At 62.2% G+C, this 23,442-nt stretch carries 16 protein-coding genes; 6 read left to right on the plus strand and 10 right to left on the minus strand.

The genetic code is table 11. The annotated features are described in order from the left end of the window. Window positions 1–77 precede the first annotated feature (77 nt). The 3 genes from ACOOHP_RS10545 to ACOOHP_RS10555 form a co-directional block, all read right to left on the minus strand. On the minus strand, window positions 78–1,130 hold the full coding sequence (locus ACOOHP_RS10545) for a WD40/YVTN/BNR-like repeat-containing protein (RefSeq protein ID WP_420466379.1): 1,053 nt from the start codon (window positions 1,128–1,130) through the stop codon (window positions 78–80). Continuing rightward, on the minus strand, window positions 1,131–3,641 hold the full coding sequence (locus ACOOHP_RS10550) for a DUF1302 family protein (protein ID WP_420466380.1): 2,511 nt from the start codon (window positions 3,639–3,641) through the stop codon (window positions 1,131–1,133). Window positions 3,642–3,841: 200 nt separating this feature from the next. Continuing rightward, window positions 3,842–5,191, minus strand: a complete 1,350-nt coding sequence (locus ACOOHP_RS10555; RefSeq protein ID WP_420466381.1) for a DUF1329 domain-containing protein — start codon at window positions 5,189–5,191, stop codon at window positions 3,842–3,844. Between the two features lie 560 nt (window positions 5,192–5,751). Here ACOOHP_RS10555 and ACOOHP_RS10560 point away from each other — a divergent pair. The 4 genes from ACOOHP_RS10560 (at window position 5,752) to ACOOHP_RS10575 (ending at window position 13,425) form a co-directional block, all read left to right on the plus strand. Continuing rightward, on the plus strand, window positions 5,752–8,376 hold the full coding sequence (locus tag ACOOHP_RS10560; protein ID WP_420466382.1) for an efflux RND transporter permease subunit: 2,625 nt from the start codon (window positions 5,752–5,754) through the stop codon (window positions 8,374–8,376). A gap of 78 nt (window positions 8,377–8,454) precedes the next feature. After that, on the plus strand, window positions 8,455–9,609 hold the full coding sequence (locus ACOOHP_RS10565; RefSeq protein ID WP_420466383.1) for an OmpA family protein: 1,155 nt from the start codon (window positions 8,455–8,457) through the stop codon (window positions 9,607–9,609). 129 nt (window positions 9,610–9,738) lie between these two features. Continuing rightward, window positions 9,739–11,130 (plus strand): wax ester/triacylglycerol synthase family O-acyltransferase, encoded by a 1,392-nt coding sequence (locus tag ACOOHP_RS10570; protein WP_420466384.1) that lies wholly within the window; start codon window positions 9,739–9,741, stop codon window positions 11,128–11,130. A gap of 69 nt (window positions 11,131–11,199) precedes the next feature. Beyond that, window positions 11,200–13,425 carry a PQQ-dependent dehydrogenase, methanol/ethanol family gene (locus ACOOHP_RS10575; RefSeq protein ID WP_420466385.1) on the plus strand — a complete coding sequence of 742 codons (2,226 nt, stop codon included), beginning with the start codon at window positions 11,200–11,202 and terminating at the stop codon, window positions 13,423–13,425. A 421-nt stretch (window positions 13,426–13,846) separates the two neighbouring features. Here the strand turns inward: ACOOHP_RS10575 and ACOOHP_RS10580 are convergent, their stop codons facing one another. From ACOOHP_RS10580 to ACOOHP_RS10610, 7 genes are all read right to left on the minus strand, one after another. After that, entirely contained in the window at window positions 13,847–14,350 is a 504-nt protein-coding gene (locus ACOOHP_RS10580) for a hypothetical protein (RefSeq protein WP_420466386.1), read from the minus strand. A gap of 18 nt (window positions 14,351–14,368) precedes the next feature. After that, entirely contained in the window at window positions 14,369–16,354 is a 1,986-nt protein-coding gene (locus ACOOHP_RS10585) for a CopD family protein (protein WP_420466387.1), read from the minus strand. Window positions 16,355–16,361: 7 nt separating this feature from the next. Continuing rightward, complete coding sequence (locus tag ACOOHP_RS10590; RefSeq protein WP_420466974.1) at window positions 16,362–16,616, minus strand: copper resistance CopC family protein; 255 nt, start codon at window positions 16,614–16,616, stop codon at window positions 16,362–16,364. A 125-nt stretch (window positions 16,617–16,741) separates the two neighbouring features. Continuing rightward, window positions 16,742–17,344 (minus strand): hypothetical protein, encoded by a 603-nt coding sequence (locus ACOOHP_RS10595; protein WP_420466388.1) that lies wholly within the window; start codon window positions 17,342–17,344, stop codon window positions 16,742–16,744. Beyond that, window positions 17,344–18,582, minus strand: a complete 1,239-nt coding sequence (amoB, locus tag ACOOHP_RS10600; RefSeq protein ID WP_420466389.1) for a bacterial ammonia monooxygenase, subunit AmoB — start codon at window positions 18,580–18,582, stop codon at window positions 17,344–17,346. Before amoB ends, ACOOHP_RS10595 begins: the two co-directional genes overlap by 1 nt. Window positions 18,583–18,593: 11 nt before the next feature. Beyond that, a complete protein-coding gene (locus ACOOHP_RS10605; protein WP_420466390.1) occupies window positions 18,594–19,367 on the minus strand; it encodes a methane monooxygenase/ammonia monooxygenase subunit A in 774 nt (257 codons plus the stop codon). Window positions 19,368–19,564: 197 nt separating this feature from the next. Further along, a complete protein-coding gene (locus tag ACOOHP_RS10610) occupies window positions 19,565–20,356 on the minus strand; it encodes a methane monooxygenase/ammonia monooxygenase subunit C (protein WP_420466391.1) in 792 nt (263 codons plus the stop codon). A gap of 330 nt (window positions 20,357–20,686) precedes the next feature. Here ACOOHP_RS10610 and ACOOHP_RS10615 point away from each other — a divergent pair, with 330 nt between their 5' ends. Together ACOOHP_RS10615 and ACOOHP_RS10620 are read left to right on the plus strand one after the other, a co-directional pair. Beyond that, window positions 20,687–22,144: an aldehyde dehydrogenase family protein gene (locus ACOOHP_RS10615; RefSeq protein ID WP_420466392.1), complete on the plus strand. Its 1,458-nt coding sequence runs from the start codon at window positions 20,687–20,689 to the stop codon at window positions 22,142–22,144. A gap of 109 nt (window positions 22,145–22,253) precedes the next feature. After that, on the plus strand, window positions 22,254–23,432 hold the full coding sequence (locus ACOOHP_RS10620) for a lipid-transfer protein (RefSeq protein WP_420466393.1): 1,179 nt from the start codon (window positions 22,254–22,256) through the stop codon (window positions 23,430–23,432). The last annotated feature ends 10 nt before the right edge of the window (window positions 23,433–23,442 follow it).

Below are 23,442 nucleotides of genomic sequence, written 5' to 3' on the forward strand. Positions count from 1 at the left end.
GATATTCCTTTTGCTAACAGCCCATTATAGCCCCAAGTAAGTTGCAGACCGTGGCCTTTCCCTCTCAATAAGACAAGTCAAGGCTGCGTGTAGACCACCTTCACGCCACGATCCGTCAGGCCGAGCAGCTGCCCATTCCAGAACGCGAGTCCGCCGTAGGCCGTTGACAGCGACAGCTCCGCTTCCTTGGGCGGCGTCAGAGCCTGCGGGGGCTTTCCCGGCGCGAGCAGCGTCAGGGCTCCGCTATTGCCGCCGATAGCTACGCGACCGCCGCCAAGGTCGGTCAGACCGAACAGGGACTTGTCGGTCCCCGTATCGATCTTCTTCCACTCCGGGCAGCTCACGTCGGCTGCTTCCATGGCATTGCCGCGCATCCCTACGACCATGACGCCGCGCTCACCGCGTGGAATGGCCGAAAACAGCGAGCCCTCGTAGCCCGTAGGCCGCACCGTCCATGCCTGTCCGTCGGACGATGTCGCGACCAGACCCGCCTCGCCGACGAGGAGCAGGCTCCCATCGCTGATGCGAGTCAGCCCATTGAGGTGCGGATTATTTTCTGAAAACGCCGGGTCGGAGAAATCGCTCCAGGTCGAGCCACCGTCCTGCGTGATCTTGAACAGGCCATACGCACCGATTGCCATCCCGCGCTGGGCGTCAAGAAAAAGCACGTCCATGAAGGGCCGGTTATCCGCCGCCGAATAGGTCTGCACCGACCAAGTGGCGCCACCATCCTTGGTATGGATGATGGAAGCGTCGTGCCCGACCGCCCAGCCCGTCTTGTCGTCGACGAAGTACACCGCGTTCAACAGCACGTCCACCGGCGACTTCGATTGCTTCCACGTCTTGCCTTCGGCGGATGTGAGGACTACGCCCCGATCGCCAACCGCGACCAGAGTGCTCCCGGCCACGGCGAGATCGTTCATCTGCGCCGATACGGCCTTGGGCGCAATCTCGGCAGGCAAGGGTACTGAATCCGCCGCATCCGCAGCGCTTACTGCCTGCCCTGCCCCAAGCAACATCAATGTGACGGCCACCGCCACCACTGCTTTTGGCCTGAAAGAAGAATGATGTTTCATGAATCCTCGTATTTGGAAGGCAATTCGCTGCTGGTGGTAAACGGTGGTTGCCATTTAGAACTGGTACTTGACGAAGAACCCGGCGTTGTCGCGATCCTGGTAGACATTGTCCTGGCCGGCACCAAAAAATGCGTTGTAGATGATGTTGAAGGAGAAGGCATCCTGGTAGCGAATTTCCAGAATCGAAAACAGCGTCTTGCGACCCTCGACGAAATTTCCGCCCGGTCCCGGCGCGTTTCCGCCCACGTCGTGCTGCCAGATGAACAACGGAGCAATGCTGATGCCCGGCAGCACGGACTCGTAACGGGTCAGTGCGACCAGGCGATACCTATAGGAGAAGGCGTCCGCGAACGCATTCCTTCGCGCCTGGAAGGGGTTGAAGCGCAGGCCATCGGGTCCGACCGTGCAGGTCCGCGTGTTGTTGGCACAGGCCTGGCGCGAGCCGTCCGCGCCGCTGCCGTCCGCGCCGGCGCTGGCGTGCGTGTAGGAACTCAGCGGTCCTTCGATCTGCAACTCGTCGAAGTCCGGCATGTTCAGCACATGGGTCGCCGCGATTTCCGGCAGCAGGATGATCTGGTCGGCACCAAACCAGTTCTCGGACGCGCCGAGCACGCGGGTTGCTCCGAAGGTGTACTGCATGACCTTGCCCGGAATCCAGCCCTGCACGTAGCTGCGTGGCGCCGTTTCGCCCATCGGCACGCCGCGATACGCCTCTAGATAGCTTGGGAACGATCGTCGCGATCCGGGGAGCGAGCCCACGAATAGGTTGATCGTGTCCGGGAACGGGTTGGCACCACTGGCATCTACGAAGTCATTGCTCGGATACAGCGAGTACTGACCGCCGCCGTCTTCGGTGAAGCCGAGCGTGTTGGTGGTGCCCTGGCACTGGATACCCTCGTGATCACAACGAGTCAGCGTTGGGCCCAGCGATGTGAACAGGACATCCACCAGCGCCACCTGCAACGGCACGTTGGGTCGATACGCCAGTTCTCCCTGGAATGAATACTCGCCAAACGTGGTGTTGAAGCTGAAGCCGTACATCTGACGGTCTTCCGGGTACTCCAGGAAGATATCCGGCGAATCGAGCTGAACGGCGCTGCTGAACGGCTGCCCGGGCTTCGGAACCAGCAACCCGGCCAAGCCGTTGATCACCTCAAGCGGGGTCGTGAGTTCCCCCAGCCCAAAATCCGCGGCGGTCGCGGGGCTCTGCGCCAGCAAGCTAACAACATCATTGAGAAGGAGATTGGTCACACCCAAGGTGGAACTGGATAAGGGGAAATTCGGGCAGTCGTTGAGGGCCTCGAAGGTATTGACGGAATCACGTCCCAGCGCGTTGCCTTCCCGGCGCGCGCAACTCGCGTCCGCCGCAATCGCGCTCACGTAGGGCAATTTCGAATGGTAGTTGACGAAATAGACGCTGAGATCGGTGCCGTTGTTCAACCAGTCTGCGTAATACTTGAGCGAGATACCGTACTGACCCTGGTCGCTGGGGTTACGGTCCTTGATACGGTCGATGGTCGCGCTGGTGTTGGCCACCGTGGTCAGAGGGTTATTGAGCGGAAACCCGACGCGCTCGGTATCCACGGCCGAGCCGCCGAAACTCGCGTTGACATTGTCGATCAGGTTGTAGGAGCCCACGTCAGCAAAGGACATGAAGCTGCCCGGCGTCGGAATCTCGATCGGCTCCCACTCGTACTGGTAATAGACGTCGATACCGACACTGTCGACGAGCTCGGTGGACAGCCTGAGCATGCCCACCGGCGAGAACAGTTCTTCCAGCAAGCCGAAACCGACGCGATACAGGCTGTTGGCGTTGACGGGATTGACCTGGTTGACGCTGTTGATCACCGCGACGGTGCTTTCGCCCCAGTTGATCTGCTGACGCCCCAGGCGGACCAGCAGCTCGCGGTCGCCCGCAATCTCGAACCTGCCGAACACGTTGAAGTCCAGGATGTCGTAGCGCAGACCCAACTGGTCGAGTGCCTCGTCATCGGTCCGCTCCTCGCGCGTCGCAGCGCCGGCACCGAACACCCTCGGCAGGTAGCGGTTCTCGATCTGCTCACCGCCGAGGCCCACGACACCATCGAACGCCACGTCATCGGCGTTCTCGGGGGTGATCGCATTGGGCTGGTTCTGGATGAAGTTGTGGTAATTGGGGTGGTCATAGATCAGGACGGTGCGAAAAAACAGCCCGTAGTTGCCCGAGGTCAGCGTGAGATCCTGATTGAACTTGAACGGCGCCTGGACAATGTCGCCCTGGGAATAGTTGAGGTTGCCGTCGTCGAAGTTGTTCGACGCCGCCCCGCGCGAGCGCCGGAGCTGTTCCGCTGGATAGTTCTGAAGCCGCTGCAGGCCTTGGCAGGCCTGATAGACCCCTGCGCACACATCCGGATCCAAACTGCCCTTGCCGATCAAGTAATCCTTGCGGTTCTCCAGCCGCCATGCAGCCCCTAAGGTCGCGGTATTGTTGAGCACCGTTTCCACAGTATGGCCACCGACGTCGAAATTGAAATCGATCGCCGATCCAAGCGTCGGCCACAGCGCCGACGAGGTTACCAAGGCCATCGCCGTGTTCCTGAAACTGCTCCCGATCCCCAGTTCTCTCATTGGTCAGCTCCTCGCACTGAATTTTTTGGTTGGGCTGATGCCCAGGCTCATATCCGCGGTCCGCTGCTCGCGGGTAACCATGGCCCGCCGACGCCTCAGCGCCGACGGACCACGCCTGCTATATGTCTGTATGGACGACGAAGCGAAACTACGCGCGATTACTTCGATGCCTTCTTCTGCACAGAATCCGCCTCGAAGAACTCACCCGAGTAATCCACCGTGGTGTCGAAGGGTTGGTCTTCGTTGAACATCGCAGTGACGAAGTACCGGCCGGAGTTAAGGTGGTAAATCACCTCGGGCACCGTCGACGACGCCAGGGTTGCCGAGAATTGCACCAGATGACCTTCCTGGAACTGCATGATCTGACCCTGCTGGTCGTAGTCCGCGATCATGGTGATGTTCCAGGTGTCCTCATCGAAATACATGATTCGCTTCTTGAAGGTATGCCGGGATTCCGGCTTGTTGTCCGCCTCCAGCACCCACATGCGATGCAGCTCGTAGCGCGGCAGTTCCTGGTTGATGTGCTTGGGCTTGGCAATATCAGCGTACTTGATGGAGTTGCCGGCGATCTTGTGAGAGTTGTATGGCGTGTAGATTTCCTTTTTGCCCACCAGCTTCCAGGTGAAACGCTCCAGCACGCCGTTGTACATGTCCACCTGGTCGTAGAACTGGTGTCCGTCGGTGCCTTCGTATGGGTTGTCGCAGCACACGGCCGGAGCGCGCCGGATGCGCTTCAGCGCAGGGGCATACAACCAGGCCGCACGACCTTCCGGCCCGAAGCCCGCCTTCTCGTGCACCAGAATGTAGGTGCCCGCGATTCGCGGCGGCGAGATGGTCTGCGACAGGTACTTGATGAAGGTAACGCCGGGCTTAAGTTCCGCTGGGCTGTCTCGCTTGATGCTCGAATAGTCGAACTGCACGTCCTCGACGATCTTGGTAAGCGAGAACTTGCCGTCCTGCTGCACGATCATCTGGTTGTTGTAGCGACGCACATTCTCTCCACGCCACTTGGAGCGATGATTCCAGGGCAGCTCTGCTCCAGATGAGGGAATCGGGAACGGGAAACCCACATAGGCACCCTTCGGATTGTCCACCCCATTGAGTTCGGCACGGGTGGCGTTCTTGATGGTCTCTTCGTAGATCTTGTCCGGGAAAGCCGCGACACGACGGCTCGGATACACGATCATCTTGTACGTGTCCGGGTAACGCTTGAACAACTCCTTATGGCCTTCGGAGAGGTTGTCCGCGTACTTGGCTACGTCCTTAGCGGTGATGGTAAAGAGCGGCTTGTCCTTCTCCACCTCGGGGTTTTTCGGGAACTCGCCTTTGGGATCGCCGAACGCCTTGATCGGCGTCCACTCCGGAATCGTGCCGGCCTTGTTGCCCGCGCGCTCCGCACCCACCGGCGTCAACCCTTGCCCAGTTTCGCAGCCTCTTCGGGCGATGCTTTTGCGGCGACCATCTGCGGAGAGCTCAGCAGCAGCGACGCTACCGCTGGAATCCACCATCCTGCGTGTTTCATGTATTTCTCCTGCTGTGTTCCGAAATGATTTGAGATGCTCACGACGCCGGCGGCCACCGCTCTCCACGCCATGCCTTCAGTCAACGCTACGCGCATACCGCATAGCGACACTATGCACTTTACACTCTTTGAAAAGCAGAACGCAACAGGAGCTGCATGGCGGGGGTTTCACTGCCCGCCCCTCGTTTTGCGAAGGCAGTACGCGCGTTGATTCCGGCGGGCAAGCCGGACATTTGAGCCCAATGACTAGTGCAATCTGGCAGGTGTAACGCAACCGCGATGTGCGCGCTGATGGCGCCACGCTGCGCCCTGGAAACCTCCGCACCCCGATCCCAAAGTACCCGACAGGGCGTCGTCATGCGGATTGCAGACACACGCTTGACGGCGAATCGTATGCGGAATAGCCTTGTGTGGTTATCTGCACTCTGCACTATGCACTATGCACATACGAAGTGCTGTTTTCCGAATGCGCATCACCCGGGGCGCCAATGATGGCCAGCACGGGTGAGAGCGCGACTATTCAAAATTCTGTCGAGAGGCGCGTCAATGCACGGTGAAGCCAAGCGCGGGTTCGCGAAGTGGTATGTCGATGTCACGGTCCCGATCATCTTTCACAAGCGCGCGCGAACGCTGATCACCATCATTCTGGCCACCCTCTTCCTGGGCTGGCAGGCCACGCAACTTCGGCTTGATGCCGGTTTCGAGAAGCAGCTGCCGCTCGGCCATCCTTATATCCAAATCTTCAAGCAGTACCAGAAGGAGTTTGGCGGTGCGAACCTGGTGCTGATGGCCATCAAGCAGAACGAGGGCAAGGGCGACATCTACAACGCCGAGTTTATGAGCACCTTGCGCAAGGCCACCGATGCGCTCTACTTCCTGCCCGGCATGGACCGTTCGCGCGTCAGCTCGATGGTGACACCGGACGTGCGTTACCTGGAAGTGGTGGAAGACGGCTTTCAGGGCGGCAACGTGGTGCCCGCGGATTTCACGCCGACGCCCGACATGCTCGACAAGGTGCGCCAGAACGTGGAGAAGGCGGGCATCATCGGCCGCCTGATCGCCAACGACCAGACCGGCGCCATGATTTTCGGCGAGCTGCTGGAACGCGATCCGGTGACTGACGCGAAGCTGGATTACTTCGTGACCGCCGACCGAATGGAAGAGATTCGCCAGCGGTTCATCAGCCCCAAGCGCTGGGAGTACAAGCTCAAGCAAGATTCTGAGGTACTCAAGGCCGGATCGGTCGTTCACCTGGGATACCACAATCCAAACGGGATGCTGTTCTCGTTCGCTGATGTTGAAGTCGTTTATAAGGACGACACCGGCAAGCTGCTGTCGCAGGTGTTTAAGGGGCGTGACTTCGAAATCACCGAAGCGACCAACCCAGAGTACAACCCCAACATCGACATCCACATCATCGGCTTCGCCAAGATCGTAGGCGATGTCGCAGACAAGTCGACCGAAGTCGTTGGATTTTTCGGTCTGACCATCGTACTGGTATGGGCCGTGCTCTGGATGTACACAGGTTCCGCCCTGGTTGCGCTGATTCCGCTGTCCTGCGGCCTTCTCGCCGTCGTCTGGGAATTGGGGCTGCTGCACCTGTTCGGCTTCGGGCTTGACCCCTTCGCGATCCTGGTGCCGTTTCTAGTCATGGCCATCAGCGTCTCGCACGGCATCCAAATCGCGAGCTTCTGGCTACTAGAGATCGCCGATAATGGGAGGACTAGCTATGACGCCTCTATGGCGATGTATAAGCGGCTGGTCATTCCCGGCATCACTGCGCTGATCACCAACGTCATCGGTTTCGGCACCCTGCTGCTAATCCCCATTGGCATCGTGCAGGAAATGGCCATCAATGCTTGCTTTGGCCTTGTCGCGGTGGTGGTCTGCAAGAAGATCCTGCTGCCATGCTTGCTGACTTACATACCGATCAAGGACCCGGAGAAATTTCGCCGGCACCAACACGCACGTGACAAGGCGCTCGCGCCAATCTGGAATGTCACCTCCTACCTGGCGCTCAAGCCCTATGCGGCAGCAGTGTTGGCGGTCTCGTTCCTGGTCTGGGGCGCGGCGGAGTACATCAAGAAGGATCTGGCCATCGGCGAGCTGCACCCCGGCACCCCGGAGTTACGCCCTGACTCCCGCTATAACCTCGACACCGATGTGATCGTGAACAATTTCGCCATTGGCGTCGACGTACTCAAGATCATCGCTGAGAACGAGGCCGACGGTTGTATCGATCACTCCGTCATCAGCACCATCGATAAGCTGGCCTGGCGGATGGAGAACACGCCCGGCGTGCAGTCCACGCTGTCGCTGCCGAAGCTGCAGAAGATGGTCTTCAACAGCTACAACGAGACCAATCTGAAGTGGCGCGCGCTGCCGCGCGAGCCCGGCGCGCTGGTGGTGACGGTGCAACCCTTCCCCAGTTCCACCGGACTGCTCAACGAGGACTGCAGCGCGATGCCGCTGTTCGTCTTCACTGCGGACCACAAGGCCAAGACCATCGATACAGTCATCGAGGCGTTCGACAAGTTCGTCGCCGAACAACCTGCGGACGCCCCGGTGAAGTTCAAACTCGCCACCGGCAACGTCGGCGTGATGGCGGCGACCAACGATGTGGTCGAGGAAACCGAGCCGCGCGTGCTGCTGTGGCTCTACCTCGCCATTGCCATCAGCGTCTACGTGTCGTTCCGGTCGATCGCGAGCGTGATCTGCATCTTGGTGCCCCTCGCTGCCGTGTCGGTGTTCACCTACGCGATCATGGTGTTCCTGGAAATCGGCGTGAAGGTGTCGAACATCGCCACCGTGGCCTTCGCCGCGGGTATCGGCGTCGACTACGGTATCTACATCTACTCGGTGCTGGAGGAGAACGTCAAGGAAAAAGGCATGGCCATGCGCGAGGCCTATGCCAACACCCTGCATCAGACCGGCAAGGCGGTGGTGTTCACCGGCCTGGCCCTGGCGGCGAGCGTGTCGACCTGGATGATGTCGGGCCTGCAGTTCCAGGTGGACATGGGAATCCTGCTCACCATTATGTTCCTCGCCAATGCGATGGCCGCCATCTTCATGCTGCCGGCATTCGCGGCCTTCCTGCTCCGCCCGTCAAAAACGAGCACCTCCGATGAGGCCCCGGCGGCGCCTACGACGGTCGCGACCCGCACCGCATGAGCGGACGACGCCGACCCGAAGTCCTCTCAACTGCGTACATACCGTCATACCAAGGGGAGTCGAATGAAGAGTGGATCCATGCTGCTGGCAGCGATCATCGCCGGGATCACCGGCAACGCCTGGGGCCAGGAGGACGCATCCAATCCGGCGGGCAAAAGCGCCTCGACGGCGATTGCGAATCGTTTCTATATTTCACCCATGGCCTCCTATGTACTGGCGGACACGAACCGCGGTACCGATGACGGCCTGGGTGCCACGATAACGTTCGGCAAGCTGTTTCAGGACCGATTCGGGTTCGAACTGGAAACGCACTATTCGGCCTACGACGCGGAGAACGGCGGAGGTTCCGCAAAGCTCCTGTCCGGCGGCGTCCGCGGCCTGCTCTTCCCGGTCGAAAAGGGCAACGCGTTTGTCGTCGGCGGGCTGGGCTACGGCCGCTTCGAGGACCATCCCGGTGACGATGCCGACTACGACACCGTGCTGTGGTCCTTGGGTGGTGGTTATCTCTTCGGGCCGTTCGACGTCCTGGTACCCGACATCTCGATCCGGACCGAACTCCTGTTCCGTAGCGACTTGCACGATGGGGATCGGACCAGCGAGACCAACAACAACGCGCTCAACGAGTTCGTCGCGAGCGTCGGCCTGCTGATTCCGATTGGTGCCGGCCCGGTACCGCCGCCCCCGCCCCCGGAAGCGGCACCGGTAGAGGTGGTTCCGGTCGTCGAGCCTATCGACAGCGATGGCGATGGCGTCACCGATGACCTGGACAAGTGCCCGGATACGCCTGCCGGTACAGCGGTCGATGCGGACGGGTGCCCGCTGCCCGCGCCGAAGCCGGAGTGCAAGACGCCGGAGTCGGGTCAGCCGATCACGCTGGAGGGCTGTGCGGCGGGTGACAAGATCGTGCTGCGTGGCGTCAACTTCGAGTTCGATCGCGACGTGCTCACGGTCAACGCCAGGACCATTCTCGACTCCGTTTCCGATGCCATGAACAGTGCGACGAATGTTCGTGTCGAGGTGGGCGGTCATACCGACGCGAAGGGCACCGACGAGTACAACCAGGCCCTGTCGGAGCGGCGCGCTGCGAGCGTCGTGCGATACCTGACTGGCAAGGGCATCGCGGCGGACAGGCTGGCGTCCAAGGGCTACGGCGAGGCTGAGCCGATTGCCGACAACGAGACCGACGAAGGTCGCGAGTTGAATCGCCGCGTCGAACTGAAAATCGCCGAGTAGTAGTCAGGACAGGCTGGCGACCGGGCACTACCCGCGTCGCCAGCCCATCCGGCGTTACATCGGTTTTGAGCTGAAATCGCTGGCCACCCCGCGCATGGGAGCCACGCACGCACCCGGAGCACGCAAGAGATGAGTACTCGCCTGGTTCCCGCTCTCGATCTGGGCTGGCTGTTCCTCGAGACGCGCGACACGCCCAATCATGTCGGCGCGCTGATGATCTTCGAGCCGCCTGCGAGCGCGGGACCGACCTATATGCGCGATCTGACCGACCATCTGCGGTCGATCGATACGCTGGTACAGCCCTGGAATCTGCATCTGCGCGAGGGCCCGATGTCCGGCCTGGTGCCCATGCTGGACACCTCCGGCAAGCCCGACATGGAGTACCACGTCCGCAGGCTGGCCCTGCCGCAGCCCGGTGGGGAACGCGAACTCGGCGAACTGGTGTCTCGCCTGCACGCCAACGCGCTGGACCTGCGCCGGCCGATGTGGGAGAGCCACGTCATCGAGGGTCTGGATGGCAATCGCTTCGCCCTGTTCGTCAAGATTCACCACGTCCTGATCGACGGCGTGGCCGGCATGCGCATGTTCCAGCGCGCGATGTCGCCGACGCCCGGTGAAATCCGGCCCGCACCTTGGGCCTACGTGGACCCGAGCCGCTCGAGGGGGAAGAAGAAGGCGGCGAAGGCTCCCGTGACGGAGGCGCCCGTCCCCACACGCCGCGGCCTGGTGATGAAATCGGTCGCCAACCTGTACCCCATGCTGATGCCACGGGCGCGGCGCGTGCCTGATCTGGTCACCGCGTTCTCGGCCCCCAGCACCGTGCTGAATGGACGGATCACCGCGCAGCGGCGCTTGTCCACGCAGCGCTACCCGCTGGCGCGTCTCAAGCGCGTGGCGGATGCGGCCAAGGTTTCGGTCAATGACGTGGTGCTGGCGATTTGCGGCGCCGGCTTGCGCCGGCTGCTGGCCGAAGCCGGCGAATTGCCCGAGAAGAGGAGTCTCAATACCTGCATCCCGATCAGCGTCCGCGCCGCGGACGAAATCAGCGTCGGCACGGCGATCAGCTTCGGCTTTGCCGACCTCGCGACCAACGAGAGCGATCCCCTCGTGAGGCTCGAACGGGTCCACGCCTCCACACGCGCGCTCAAGGAGCAGGTCAGCGCGCTGCCGCGCACCACGGTCGGCGCGTTCTCCCTGGCCGTGATGGGCCCTTATGCCTTGCAGCAGGCCCTGGGCCTGGCGGGCCGCACCCGGCCGATGTTCAACGTCGTCATCTCCAACGTGCCAGGTCCACCCGAGCACCTATATCTGTTCGGTGCCCGTCTCGATGCGATGTACCCCGCATCGGTGCTTTATCACGGACAGGCCTTGAATATCACCTGCGTGCGCTACGGCGAGGATCTGAATTTCGGTTACACCGCCTGGCGCGACGCCCTGCCCCACGTCCAACGCATCTCGGTGTACTGCGCGCACGCGCTGGCCGAACTGGAAAGGGCGTTGGAACTGCCAGCCGCAGTATGACGGCGCGGGAAGCGGTCCTGAACCACTCGGGCCGGGCACGAACTTCATCATTGCTTTAGGAGAGCCTCTGTGACACGTTTTTCACCTTGCGACGGTCGCCGCGCAAGCTTACGTTTCCTGCTGTTGCTTGCGATCAGCAGCACCGCTGCGGCCGGCGGCACCGCGGTGGACGCCGCGCGCCTTGCCGCGGCCGGGGCCGAGACCGCGAACTGGATCCAGCATGGCCGCACGCAGGACGAGCAGCGCTACAGCCCGCTGAACCAGATCCGTGGCGACAACGTCGAGGATCTTGGCCTCGCCTGGTACCTCGACCTGGGCACCAAGCGCGGACTGGAAGGCACGCCCCTGGTCGTCGACGGTGTGCTCTATTTCACCGGCGAATGGAGCAAGGCGTACGCGGTGGATGCCCGCAGCGGCAAGCTGCTGTGGGAGAACGACCTGGACGTAGACCGCGACCGCGGCCAGTATGGCTGCTGCGACATCGTCAACCGTGGCATGGCGATGTGGAACGGAAAGGTCTATGTCGGCACCTTTGACGGGCGACTGGTCGCGCTCGATGCCGCAACCGGTGAGGTGGTCTGGGACACGCTCACCGTCGACCTCTCGCGCCCCTACACCATCACCGGCGCACCGCGCGTGGTGAAAGGCAAGGTCCTGATCGGCAACGGCGGCGCAGAACTGGGCGTGCGCGGATATGTCAGCGCCTACGACGCCGAGACCGGCGAGATGGCCTGGCGGTTCTACACGGTGCCCGGCGACCCGTCGAAGCCCTTCGAAAGCCCGATCCTCGAAAAAGCCGCGGCGACCTGGGATCCGAGTGGCAAGTACTGGGAAGTCGGTGGCGGCGGCACGGTCTGGGATTCGATGGCCTACGACCCCGAGCTGGACCTGCTTTACATCGGCGTCGGCAATGGCTCGCCCTGGAACAAGTGGATTCGCAGCCCGGCGGGCGGCGACAATCTGTTCCTGTCCTCCATCGTCGCGCTGCGCCCGGAAACCGGCGAGTACGTCTGGCACTACCAGACCACGCCCGGTGATGGCTGGGATTACACCGCCACGCAGCACATGGTGCTGGCCGATCTGGAGATTGAAGGCCAGACACGCAAGGTCATCATGCAGGCGCCCAAAAACGGCTTTTTCTATGTGCTGGATCGCGCCAGCGGCGTGTTGCTGTCCGCCGAGAACTACGTGCATGTGTCCTGGGCCGAGCGCATCGACCTCACGACCGGACGGCCCGTCGAAACCGACAACAGCTACAAGACCAGCCCGGTGTACCAGTTCCCCTCGCCCATGGGCGGACACAACTGGCAGCCGATGTGCTTTCACCCCGGCACCGGCTACGTCTACATCCCCGCGCGCGAACTGGCGATGATCTTCCGCCAGGACGAAACCTTCGAGTACAACCCGAAGTTCTGGAACGTGGGGATGGACGTGATGAAGGATCTCACCGTGCCGGCCTGGCTGGACCTGGAGCTTGTCAAGAAGGTCGGGGCCGCGACGGCGCAGGGGTTCCTGCTGGCCTGGGATCCGGTGAAGCAGGAGGAAGTCTGGCGCCACAACAGCGAAACGCCCTGGAACAGCGGCGCCCTTTGCGCCGGTGAAGACCTGGTGTTCGAAGGCACCGGGCGCGGCTATCTGGACGCCTACGACGCGCGCACCGGCGAGCGGCTCTGGCACTACGACGTGCAGCAGGGCGTGATTGGCTCGCCCATCACCTACACCGTCGATGGCGAGCAGTATGTGAGCGTACTGGTCGGCTGGGGCGGCGCATTCGGCATGTCCTTTGGATTCGCGAGCAACACGCGCGAGAGCCCGTCCACGGAAGGCCGCTTGATGACCTTCAAGCTCGGCGGCGACACGCAACTGCCCCCGGTGGACCGCCCGCGCCGCCTGCCCGAGCCACCGGCGGACACGGCAACGTCTGAGCAGATCGACAAGGGCAACCAGCTCTACCACAAGTACTGCGTGTACTGTCACGGACCGGGCGGCATCAGCCATCCCAACCTCGCGGATCTGCGTTACATGAGTGCTGAAACGCACCAGATGTTCGACGCCATCGTGCTGGGCGGCGCCCAGCGCGAACGGGGCATGCCCGCTTTTTCGGACACGCTCAATGCCGAGGAGTCGGCAGCGATTCACGCTTATCTCACTCGGGTGGGGCACCGCACGCTCAAAGCCGAGCAGAGCCGCGATTCCACCTGGACCAGCGTCAAGCACTGGTTCTATGGGGTGTTGGCCGCAGTGGCCGATTGGGGCGTGCGCATGATCGCCTGGTTCAAGAGCGCCGCAGGTTGAGCGCTGTGCGGGCCACCCTGGCCCGCATTCATTGATCTGGCGTTGGGTCGACGGGCAAGACTGCGGGTCGAGGAAGACCGCTGGCCGAACCGATCCAACGCCAGCCCGGATGCGCTGGCCAGGCCATATGGCCTGGGACGCTCAGGGGGCGGGCGCCGCTGGTTCCCCAGCGCTGCGCACATCAACGCGCGCGGGTGACCGCCTTGACTGCCGCAGCGGAAGATCTCCCCAAGCGCCGGTCGCGGCGAGGTACGTCACATGGGTTCCACCCATGGGGGCAGGCGCCCGGCACAACCGGGCGCGCCCTTCCGGGATCAGTCACCAAGCATTCGCGAGGCGTACGCTTGAACCGGAGACTGCGGCGAAGAAACAGCCTGCCTGCTCGCGTTGAGCGCGACACGCAGACCGCTCTTCGTGACCCCTACTTCTTGCCGCTGTCGGCGGCTTCGACGACAACCTTCACCGTCTGCATGCTCGCATCAATGGTCCGGTGCATGCCATCCGACCAGTACACCCTCAGGCTGCGCTCGCCAGGCTCGACCGGCAGGTCAAACAGAAACACGTACCGATTGTTGCCCAGCCGGATCAGCTGGTCTTCGCCGGGCATCAGCGAAATTCCATCGGTTTCGATGTGCAGGTGGGTGCCCACCACGGGCGCGCTCATGGTCAATCTTTCCATTTTGCCGGGCGTTTCGAACACCACCGCAAGCTGGGTGCCGACCTTGGCGCCGTCCTCGGGAAACAGGATGCGCAGCGGCGGCACTTCGGTCGCACCCTTCCCCGCCGCGCCGTTGGCCGCATGCTGCGCGTGCCCTCGATGATGGGCGTGATGGTCGTCTTGCGCCGCCTTGCCTTCGGCCAGCGCGCCGAAGGACAGACCGCTGCCGAACAATGCCGCCCAGAAAAGAATTTGGGGTCGTTTCATGGTTTGACTCCTATGGGTTCAGTGAATGTGCGCATCCGGTGGTGGACGCAAACGAGGCTCGGCGTTGAGCCGATCCAGGTGGGGATAAAGCATTGCGGGATCCGACCATCCCACCGCGTCATCCTCAGCAATCCAGCGCGCACGCACATAGCCAAAGCGATCGATGAGGAACTCAGCGTGTGTCCAGGCCATGCCCAAGCGGTCCGGCAGTCCGCGATCACCGACCGTGCGGGACAACAGTTCGTAGGCAGACCATGCGTCAGTTGCGCCGGACTTCAAGACCGGATACGGCAAGTCGCCGGGCAGATCAGCGTCGTCGAGCGGGACCGCAAGGACCTGTGTGCGGCGGGACTGGAGTTCAGGGAGCGCCATGGCCAAGGTCCGCGCGCGCGCTTCCGCATTGGGTCCGCCAAGAAATGCCAGCAGTACGTTATGCGTTTCGCGGTAGCCCTGAAGCTCGGTCGGTCCCGATGCACCCTCGATATAAAGGTTGACCGCACCCAGCCACGCCTGCCCTGGAACGATGCCGGCCCGCATGACCCGACTCTCGAAGCCTTGCGAGAAGGTGCGCATGAAATTGATCAGGTCCCAGCGATCGTCCTCCGAAAGCACCGCGCCGAAGCCGGGCATGCCGCTCTCTGGAATCCCGTGGCTCAGCCACCAGTACATATCGCCGGCCGTGTGCAACGCCGTGTGCGGCTCGCTCAGATTGGCGGGCGGCACGGGCAGCGTTGCGGCCAGCGGGCCGTCGCCCAGACCTCCGGTGCCGTGACAGGCCGTGCAGTGCTGCATGAACAGCTCGCGCCCGTTTGCAACCGACTGAGTCAGATACGGTACTTGCGAACGACGAAAGGTTTCGGGATAAGCCGGCACCGCAAACGCCCAGGCCAGAACGCTGACCGCGGCCACGACGAGCAAGGCGGCCGTGATGCGCAGCGATCTCGATGTCGATTCCGACGACCCGCGCCGCCAGGTTGCCGCAAAGCCCGCGGCGATCAAGGCTGCCAAAGCGCCCAGTATCCAGACCCTCAGCGACGGGTCAGCCCACGTGGCTTCGAATGACCAACGAAATGGCAGCCACCAGTATGGCTCGGGTTCGTGGAACGCCGGGGTGGTCTGTGCCAACCAGACAGCACAGAGCAGCACGCCCGTGGCGGCGCCCAGCTCGACTGCAACGTGCCGCAGCGCCAGCGCCGACCGCGCGCGGGGCTCAGCGTGATTGCCCGCCCTCTTCAGTACCGGCAGAAACCTGGTGCGCAGTCGGTTTGCAAACAACAGCGCCAAGGCCAGCAGCCCGACCTTGCCGACCAGCAGCCCCCCATAGCGCGTGCCCAGCAGGTCGCCTTCGTTCTCGATGTAAAGATCAGCCAGCCAGACCCCGGTCACGACAATGACGGCCATCAGCGCCATCGACAACTGCGAGAAGCGCTGCAGGGCGGCGGAAAGGGCGGACGTCGTCAAGGCAGACGATTGGTTGCGGGCATACGCGCTGACCGTCAGTAGCCAAGACGGCAAAGCGCCGAACCATACTGCGACGGCAAGCATATGGGCGATGTTGGGCGGCAGAACCTGCCACGGTGCTTCCGCACCTGCGCCGTGACCGCCCCAGGGTGCAAGTCCAAGGTAGAGGGCCGCCGCGATCGCGCAGGCCCAGCGTGCGCGCTGAACCGGCCGAATCACTCCCACCAGCACACACAAAAGCAGAAGGGCGGCCGCCCCGGCTCGAATCAGCCAAATCTGGCCAAAGTGCGTGCCCATCACCAGATTGCGCCAGTCGGCTGCAGTCCCTCCGAGCGGGACAAGGGTGAGCATCTGCGCCCACATCAAACCGGCATGACCGACAGCAAGCACCGAGACGCCTATTAGCAGCGTCCAGGAGCCGGGCACCGCTGGCTTGCGGAAGCCGCGCGGCACGCACCAAGCATGGAAGACGGTTGCACCGATGATCCAGGCCGCACTCGCGAAAGCCGCCAATCGGGATGCCGCAGCCAGAATTTCGATCACCCCGACCTCAGGGTGCTTCTAATTTGAATCCGTACCCGTAATCGACGACGTGACCATCGACAGAAAGCACGCGGTACTTGACCGTATAGCGGCCATTGCCGAGCGGTGACTCCAAAGGCACGACCAGGCAGGCAGGCACCTCAGGGTCGGTCTGGACTTCGCCAAGCGACTCGATTGCATCATCACCCTGAGAGAGCGTGACAGTGGAAAATTTCGGCTCGATGTTCTCGTTGAAACACAGGCGGATCGCTTCGGGCGGCACGGTCAACACCGCTCTGCGTCCAGGCTCCGAACTGACCAGTCCCGCATGTGCGTGAACGGCTGGCCCGTATGCCCCGAGCGAGACCAGGAGCAACGCGCTCCCTAACCTGTGCGCTGAAACTGCCATCACTTCACCTCGGTTGAATTATTTTTGCGACCCGTGAGGCGGTAGACAAGTGCCGCAATGGCGAAGACGATCAGGAAGGCCGGCAGATATCGCCACAGGCTGTGGACACCCACCTTGAACGGGAACACGGAATGCAGCACGGTTCCGGTTTCGGGATCCTTGGCAGTGATCATGCCGATATACCACCCGGGCGTCTCAAAGTTGTGTTCAAACGTCAATGTGCCTCTCGGGTAGACCTGAAACGGAACATGAACCAGGCTCGCAGCCTCGATGTCGGACGCGGACCCCAAGTCTTCATACCGGCCGCCAGCCCTGAGGTCGTTCACGTCTTCAAGCACGCGAAATTCAACCTCATACTGACGCAACGCCGCGCTGACGTAATCAATGACAATAATTGCGCGTCCAAGCTCCGGGATGTCTTCGCAGAACTCCTGGGTCGCGCGCTTCTCCGGCTGATAGCCGGTGAAGTGCGCGCGTAGCGTCCCGATTTTCATCACACAGTTGTCGTCTTCCATCGAGACGCCGCCATGGCCGCTGGCCCCGGCGGCCACCAGCAATGCGGCTGCGGCGAGGAGCGCGTGGACAGCGCGTCGCGTGAACATCAACGCCGCACCATGCCGAAGTCGGGAATCATCGGCCCCCCGAACTCCACCAGATGCCGTTCACCCGCGTCGTCGAAGAACGACAGCACACCCGCCACAACGGCGTCAGGGGAGGAAATCATGGTCGTCATGCGCTCGGTCTCCCACATGGCATCGTCGGCGTAGATCACCACGCGCTGGGTGGCCCCGGCGGCTACGGGCGCACCTTCGACACGCAGGGCATCAGAGGCCACCAGATCGTGTTCGTCCCTGGGCTTGACGTCGAGCACATCCGCGTTAATGAAACGCAGGTTGCCGGCCGCGAATTCACCGATGGTGACGGGCCGGTCACTGTCGTTGACGACATCAAACTCCATCCTGAAGCTACGACCCGGAATACGGTAACGCGCTTCAATGAGCTTGATCGCAATGGGGGTCGGCGGCTGATCCAGCGGCGGAACATCGATCTTGCCGGTCTGCAGCGGCGTGGTGATCGGCCACCTTTCCTGGGCATAGACGTAACCGCCCACAATCAGGCTCAAGGTGAGGACCAGGAAGATCCCTCCCATCCGACGATCCATGGTGGTGATCATCTGGTCGGCTTCGGCCCCCAGCTCCTGCGCACGCTTGAAGCGAGGCACCACGATGGGGCACTTGGTCAACCAATAGACAAACCAGGCCAGGCCGACGGCGAACCAGAGGGCTGACCACGCCATGACGTTACCCAGGCCATAGGTTTCCAGATCGATGGTCTCGCCCAACAGCGTCTCGACGGTGTTCACGAAGGCGGCTTCATCACCCGTGACTTCGACCCAGATGCCGGGGCCGATCATCGGACCAGCCCCCGCGACGTTGATCACCGTATGAACATGATACCGACCGACCTTGCGCGCCTTCATCGTGATCTCGAAGTCGTAGACCTCGCCCTTGCGGAAGGAGGTGGAGCGAATCATCGGCACGCCGTTGACGCGGGAGTCCAGTCGCACGAAGGAGGGGCCAGGGACGCCGATGTTGAGGAAGGCGGTTTCCTCAATTGAGTCCACATGGTGCGGCCAGTACTTCGACGGCATGAACTTGCCGCTGATCTTGACGATCTCGTTGACCGACAATTTCGCCGTCGATGCCTGAACGTCAATCCAATGCACCGTGCGCATGCGCAACTGGGGCATCTGTGCACGCTCACCGTGCGCCACGGAAGGCGATGGATAGATCACGCAGAACGCGATCAGAGGGAGCAGGAAGGCAGAAAGCAGTTTCATGGTCGTTTTCATCACACGATCTTCCGGATCCACAACGCTTTCGCACCCAGATACCCGATCCAGAGCCAGAACCAGTAATTCATGATGTTCAGAAAACCCGCGAACACGGCGGTCAGGGGCGTCACGGCGGCGCCGAATGTCCGCAGCGTGGACTCCTCGATGATGCGCAGGTATTCCGGGATGGCGGTGCGGATGTACTCATAGCCCATCAGGTCGGCCACCGTCAGCATCGTGCCGTTGAGCTCAAGCGGCACCTGAAACGGCGCCAAGATCGACCAGTTGAGCGGATAGATCAGAAGGCCGAAGGCGAATCCGCCGAAAAGACCGGTCCAGAAAAAGCTGCGCGTGAGCAGCAGCATGCAGTCCAGGATCAGGCCCAAGCCGATGTAGGTCGAAGGCCATACAAAGTTCATCGGAAAATCAGCGAAGAGGTGGAAATTCAGGTAGCGACTGATCCAGGCCGCCAGCGTCAGGCACAGAATCGTGAGCGTTCCGCCCAACGGCAGGCGCAGCTTGTCCCACAGCAGGAACCCGAACACCCCTGGCAATACGGTGAGTGCAAGTGGCGTTACGAGCGGCCACCAGCGGCGATCGCGCCAGTCCACCCAATAATCCCAGTCGCCGACGAGCAGCGCGAAGTGAAAACTGAAGATGCCCATGAAGAGCAGCACGATCAGAGGAATGATCAGCAAGTCCATCTGGACGTAGGCCTTTCGCTGCTCCTTCGCTGAAGTGAGCCCGTTTTGGCCTGCGCCGCCGCTATCTGGATTATTTATGGCCTTCATCAGGGATCTCCGCCTTTGGACTTACGCAGCGAAGCCCGCGCCGGGGCAAACGCTTGATTTCTTCTTTGCTGATAACACCGGTCGCGCGACAGTCCCCGAAGGGCAAGCGCCATGCATCTTGCCGTACGACTGATGGTCTGCGCTCGGCGGGGGCGCACCGCTCGGCACGCCCCCACCGTTGTACATGTCGTTAACCGTTACGCCGACACGCCAACCGCAGCAGCCTGCGGCGATTCCGCAAAATCGCTCGAGCCCACGACTTTCGTAAGCTCGACGACTCGGGTCAGGATCTGCACCACCAGCCCGCCGGCCGCAAACGTCGCCCAGCCGAGCAGCACGAAGCCCCAGTGAATGGGCGCGGCGAACAGTTCCTCTGCATAGAAGAACGTGTGCCCCCATTCGTTGAGGCCAAGATTGGGCATGATCATGATCGGGCCCGCAACCACCAGCGCGAACGGCAGGGAAATCCTGTTCGCAAACTGAGGGAGCCGAGTGCGCGCGTAAACGAACGACACCACGCCGGCCATGATGAACATCGGAATGCCGAAGTAGAACAGCACGATGTGCGTCGGCGTGAAGTCAGTATCACGGACCGTCACTTGGTGCCAAGCGGCGTCAGCCTCGGTGAAGGGCGAGGCGGTCAGGTAAGCAACCACGGCGAACACCATGATCTGCGCCAGCAACACGAAATAACGGCGCAGCTCCTCGGCCGGGGCCAACTTGTCGAGCTGGCGATCCCGCGTGTGCCAGAGCCAACCCACGATGGCGGCACCCATCCCGAACAGCACGGGCAGCTGGATATAGAGCAGTGTCATCCAGTATTTCTGGAAGTCCTCCGAAAAGTAGTCCAGACCCACCGTGAAGGAGGTTGCATGTTGATAGATGCGGTAGGAGCCAAAGAGGATGGCAATGCCCAACAGAACCAGAAAAAGTTTGGCCCAAGGCCCGTTGGGAGACTCGTATGTGGTGTTTTGCGTGACGGAACTCATGAGGTGAACCTCCAGATCTGATTAGCTACCGGGTACCGCACTGTCGCCAGTCATGAACCGGCGGGACCATGACCTTAATCGCGGCTGAGCACGAAGTCAATAGCACGTAGTTTCGCTGCGCACTTCGGCGTTTTGCCGGCTGCCCTGGGACAAGCGGTGTCGAATCACTCTTCGCGTATCGGATTGGCTGCGCGATTTCGCGGGGGGGGCACATTGTCACAGACACTTTTCTAACAAACGCTTGACTGATACACTTTGAAACGCGACCCTCAAAGCTGCCCGTTTGGGCTGGCCAGCGATGGCCGCTTCTTCAACGCTGGAGATCGACGGATGAACGCCCCCCTGCTGACCCCCTTCCCCGCGACATCCGCGTATTGCGCGCCGAACGCGCAGGCACTGGCCGCCTTCGAAGCGCAACGGTCGACGGCCCTGCGCTGGCGCAGCTCGTCCGCGGACGAACGCATCGAGCGCATCCGCAAGCTGCGCGATGCCGTCCAGGCGGCTGCCCCGGCGATCCGTGCCGCGGCTGCCGCGGACTTCCGGAAACCGGAGGTGGAAGTCGACCTGACGGAAATCTTTACCGTCGTCTCCGAAGCCAACATGGCGATGCGCCGGCTCAAGCGCTGGATGAAGCCCACGCGGGTCGGGTTCTCGCCGCTGATGGCCGGGACTCAGGGACGCATCGAGTACCAGTCGCGCGGGCGCTGCCTGATCATCTCGCCGTGGAACTACCCGGTGAACCTTAGCTTCTGTCCCCTGGTACTGGCTCTAGCCGCAGGCAATACAGCGATCGTCAAGCCCTCGGAAATGACGCCGCGGTTGTCGGCGGAGATGCAGAAGATCATCGACGCGACCTTTGCCCGCGACGAAGTCGCGCTGTTCCAGGGCGACGCGGAACTCGCCAAGACCCTGCTCGACCTGCCGTTCGATCACATTTTCTTCACTGGCGCTCCCGCCCTGGGAAAAGTCGTGATGGCCGCAGCTTCGCGCCATCTAACCAGCGTGACCCTGGAATTGGGCGGCAAGAGCCCGACCATCATCGATGCCAGCGCCGATCTGAAGGCCGCGGCTCACAACGTGTGCTGGTCGAAGTTCATGAACAACGGCCAGACCTGCATCGCACCCGATCACGTGTTCGTGCACCACTCGGTCGCCGACGAGTTCCTAGATCTTCTGCGCGAACGTCTCGCCGAGGTATACGGAAAGGACGACGAGGCCTGTTTCCGCTCGCCCGACCTTGCCCGCATCGTCAACGCACGCCACACCTCGCGCGTGCGACGGCTGCTGGATGATGCGCGCGAACGCGGCGCCACCGTCGTCGCTGGCGGCGACGTGCGGGAGGAACATTGCTACATCTCGCCGACCATCCTAGAGCGCGTGCCTGCGGATGCGGCGATCCTGCAGGAGGAGATTTTCGGACCGCTGCTGCCGGTGATCCGGTTCGGTGAACTCGAAGAGGTCATCGACCGCATCAACGCCGGTGAAAAGCCGCTGGCGCTGTACGTCTGGGGCCAGGATCGCGCACGCATCCGCCGCGTCCTCGACCGCACCTCTTCGGGCGGCGTCTGCGTCAACAACACCGTCGTGCATGCCCTCCACCCGCTGCTGCCCTTCGGCGGCGTCAACAATTCCGGGCTGGGTAGCACGCATGGCGAATTCGGCTTTCGCTCGTTCTCGCACGCCCGCGCGATCGCAGACACGCGAATCGGTCTGGTGAAGATGTTCTATCCCCCCTACACCGCGCGCGTGAAGCGCCTGATCGCGATGACCTTGCGGTGGTTCGCCTGATTCTTAAATTTCGCGGAGCCTTCCCTCCTTCATGCTCTCGCGATTGGCCTCGGCATAGAGGCCTCCTTTCTTCTCTTCGCGTCATCCTCAGCCTCCTGGAGCGTAGCCAATGAGTCAAACCGTCGTTGTTGCCGGCGTGGGCATGGTGCCCTTCACCAAACCGGGCACTTCCGAACCGTATTACGACATGGGCTCCGAGGCGGCCCGCCGCGCGCTGGCCGATGCGAGCGTCGATTACAAGCTCGTGCAGCAGGCCTACGTCGGCTACGTGTACGGCGATTCCACCTGCGGGCAGCGCGCGCTGTATCCGGTGGGCATGACCGGCATCCCGGTGATCAACGTCAACAACAACTGCTCGACGGGATCCACAGCGCTATTTCTTGCGCGCCAGGCTGTGCAGAGCGGCGCGGCGGACTGCGTGATCGCGCTCGGCTTCGAGCAGATGAAACCGGGCGCGCTGGGTTCGTACTTCCATGACCGACCGAGTCCTTTCCAGCCCTTCGACACGGTTTGCGACGAACTTGTCGGCCAGCCGGACGTGCCGCTCGCGATCCGTTACTTCGGCGGCGCCGGCATGGCGCACATGGAAAAATACGGCACCAAGGCCGAGACCTTCGCGAAGATTCGCGCCAAGGCCAGCCGTCATGCCATGAACAATCCCGTCGCCCTGTTCCGCAAGGAAGTGACGATGGAAGAAGTCATGGCTTCACCGATGCTGATCGGACCGATGACGCGCCTGATGGCCTGCCCGCCCACCTGCGGGGCTGCGGCCGCGATCGTCTGCTCGGAGAAGTTCGCCAGGCAGCATGGCCTGGACTCGCGCGCGAAGATCGTTGCGCAGGCCATGACCACCGACACGCCGGAGACCTTCGAGGCGCGCAACATGATGCAGCTCGTCGGCTTCGACATGGCGCGTGCCGCTGGCGACCAGGTCTACGCCGCCTCCGGCGTTGATCCCAAGGATGTCAGCGTCGTCGAGCTGCACGACTGTTTCGCGACCAACGAACTGCTCACCTATGAGGCCTTGCGCCTGGCGTCGGATGGCGGCGGCGAAAAGATGGTGAACGACGGCGACAACACGTACGGCGGTCGCGTCGTGACCAATCCCTCCGGCGGCCTGCTGTCCAAGGGCCATCCGCTGGGTGCAACCGGCCTGGCCCAGTGCACCGAGTTGGTCCAGCAGTTGCGCGGCACCGCCGAAGCGCGCCAGGTCAAGGGCGCCCGCACGGCGCTGCAGCACAACCTGGGCCTGGGTGGCGCCTGCGTCGTGACGATGTACCAGGCCTGACAGGGAGGGC

The organism is Panacagrimonas sp. (assembly GCF_965216805.1).
Taxonomy (GTDB): domain Bacteria; phylum Pseudomonadota; class Gammaproteobacteria; order Nevskiales; family Nevskiaceae; genus Panacagrimonas.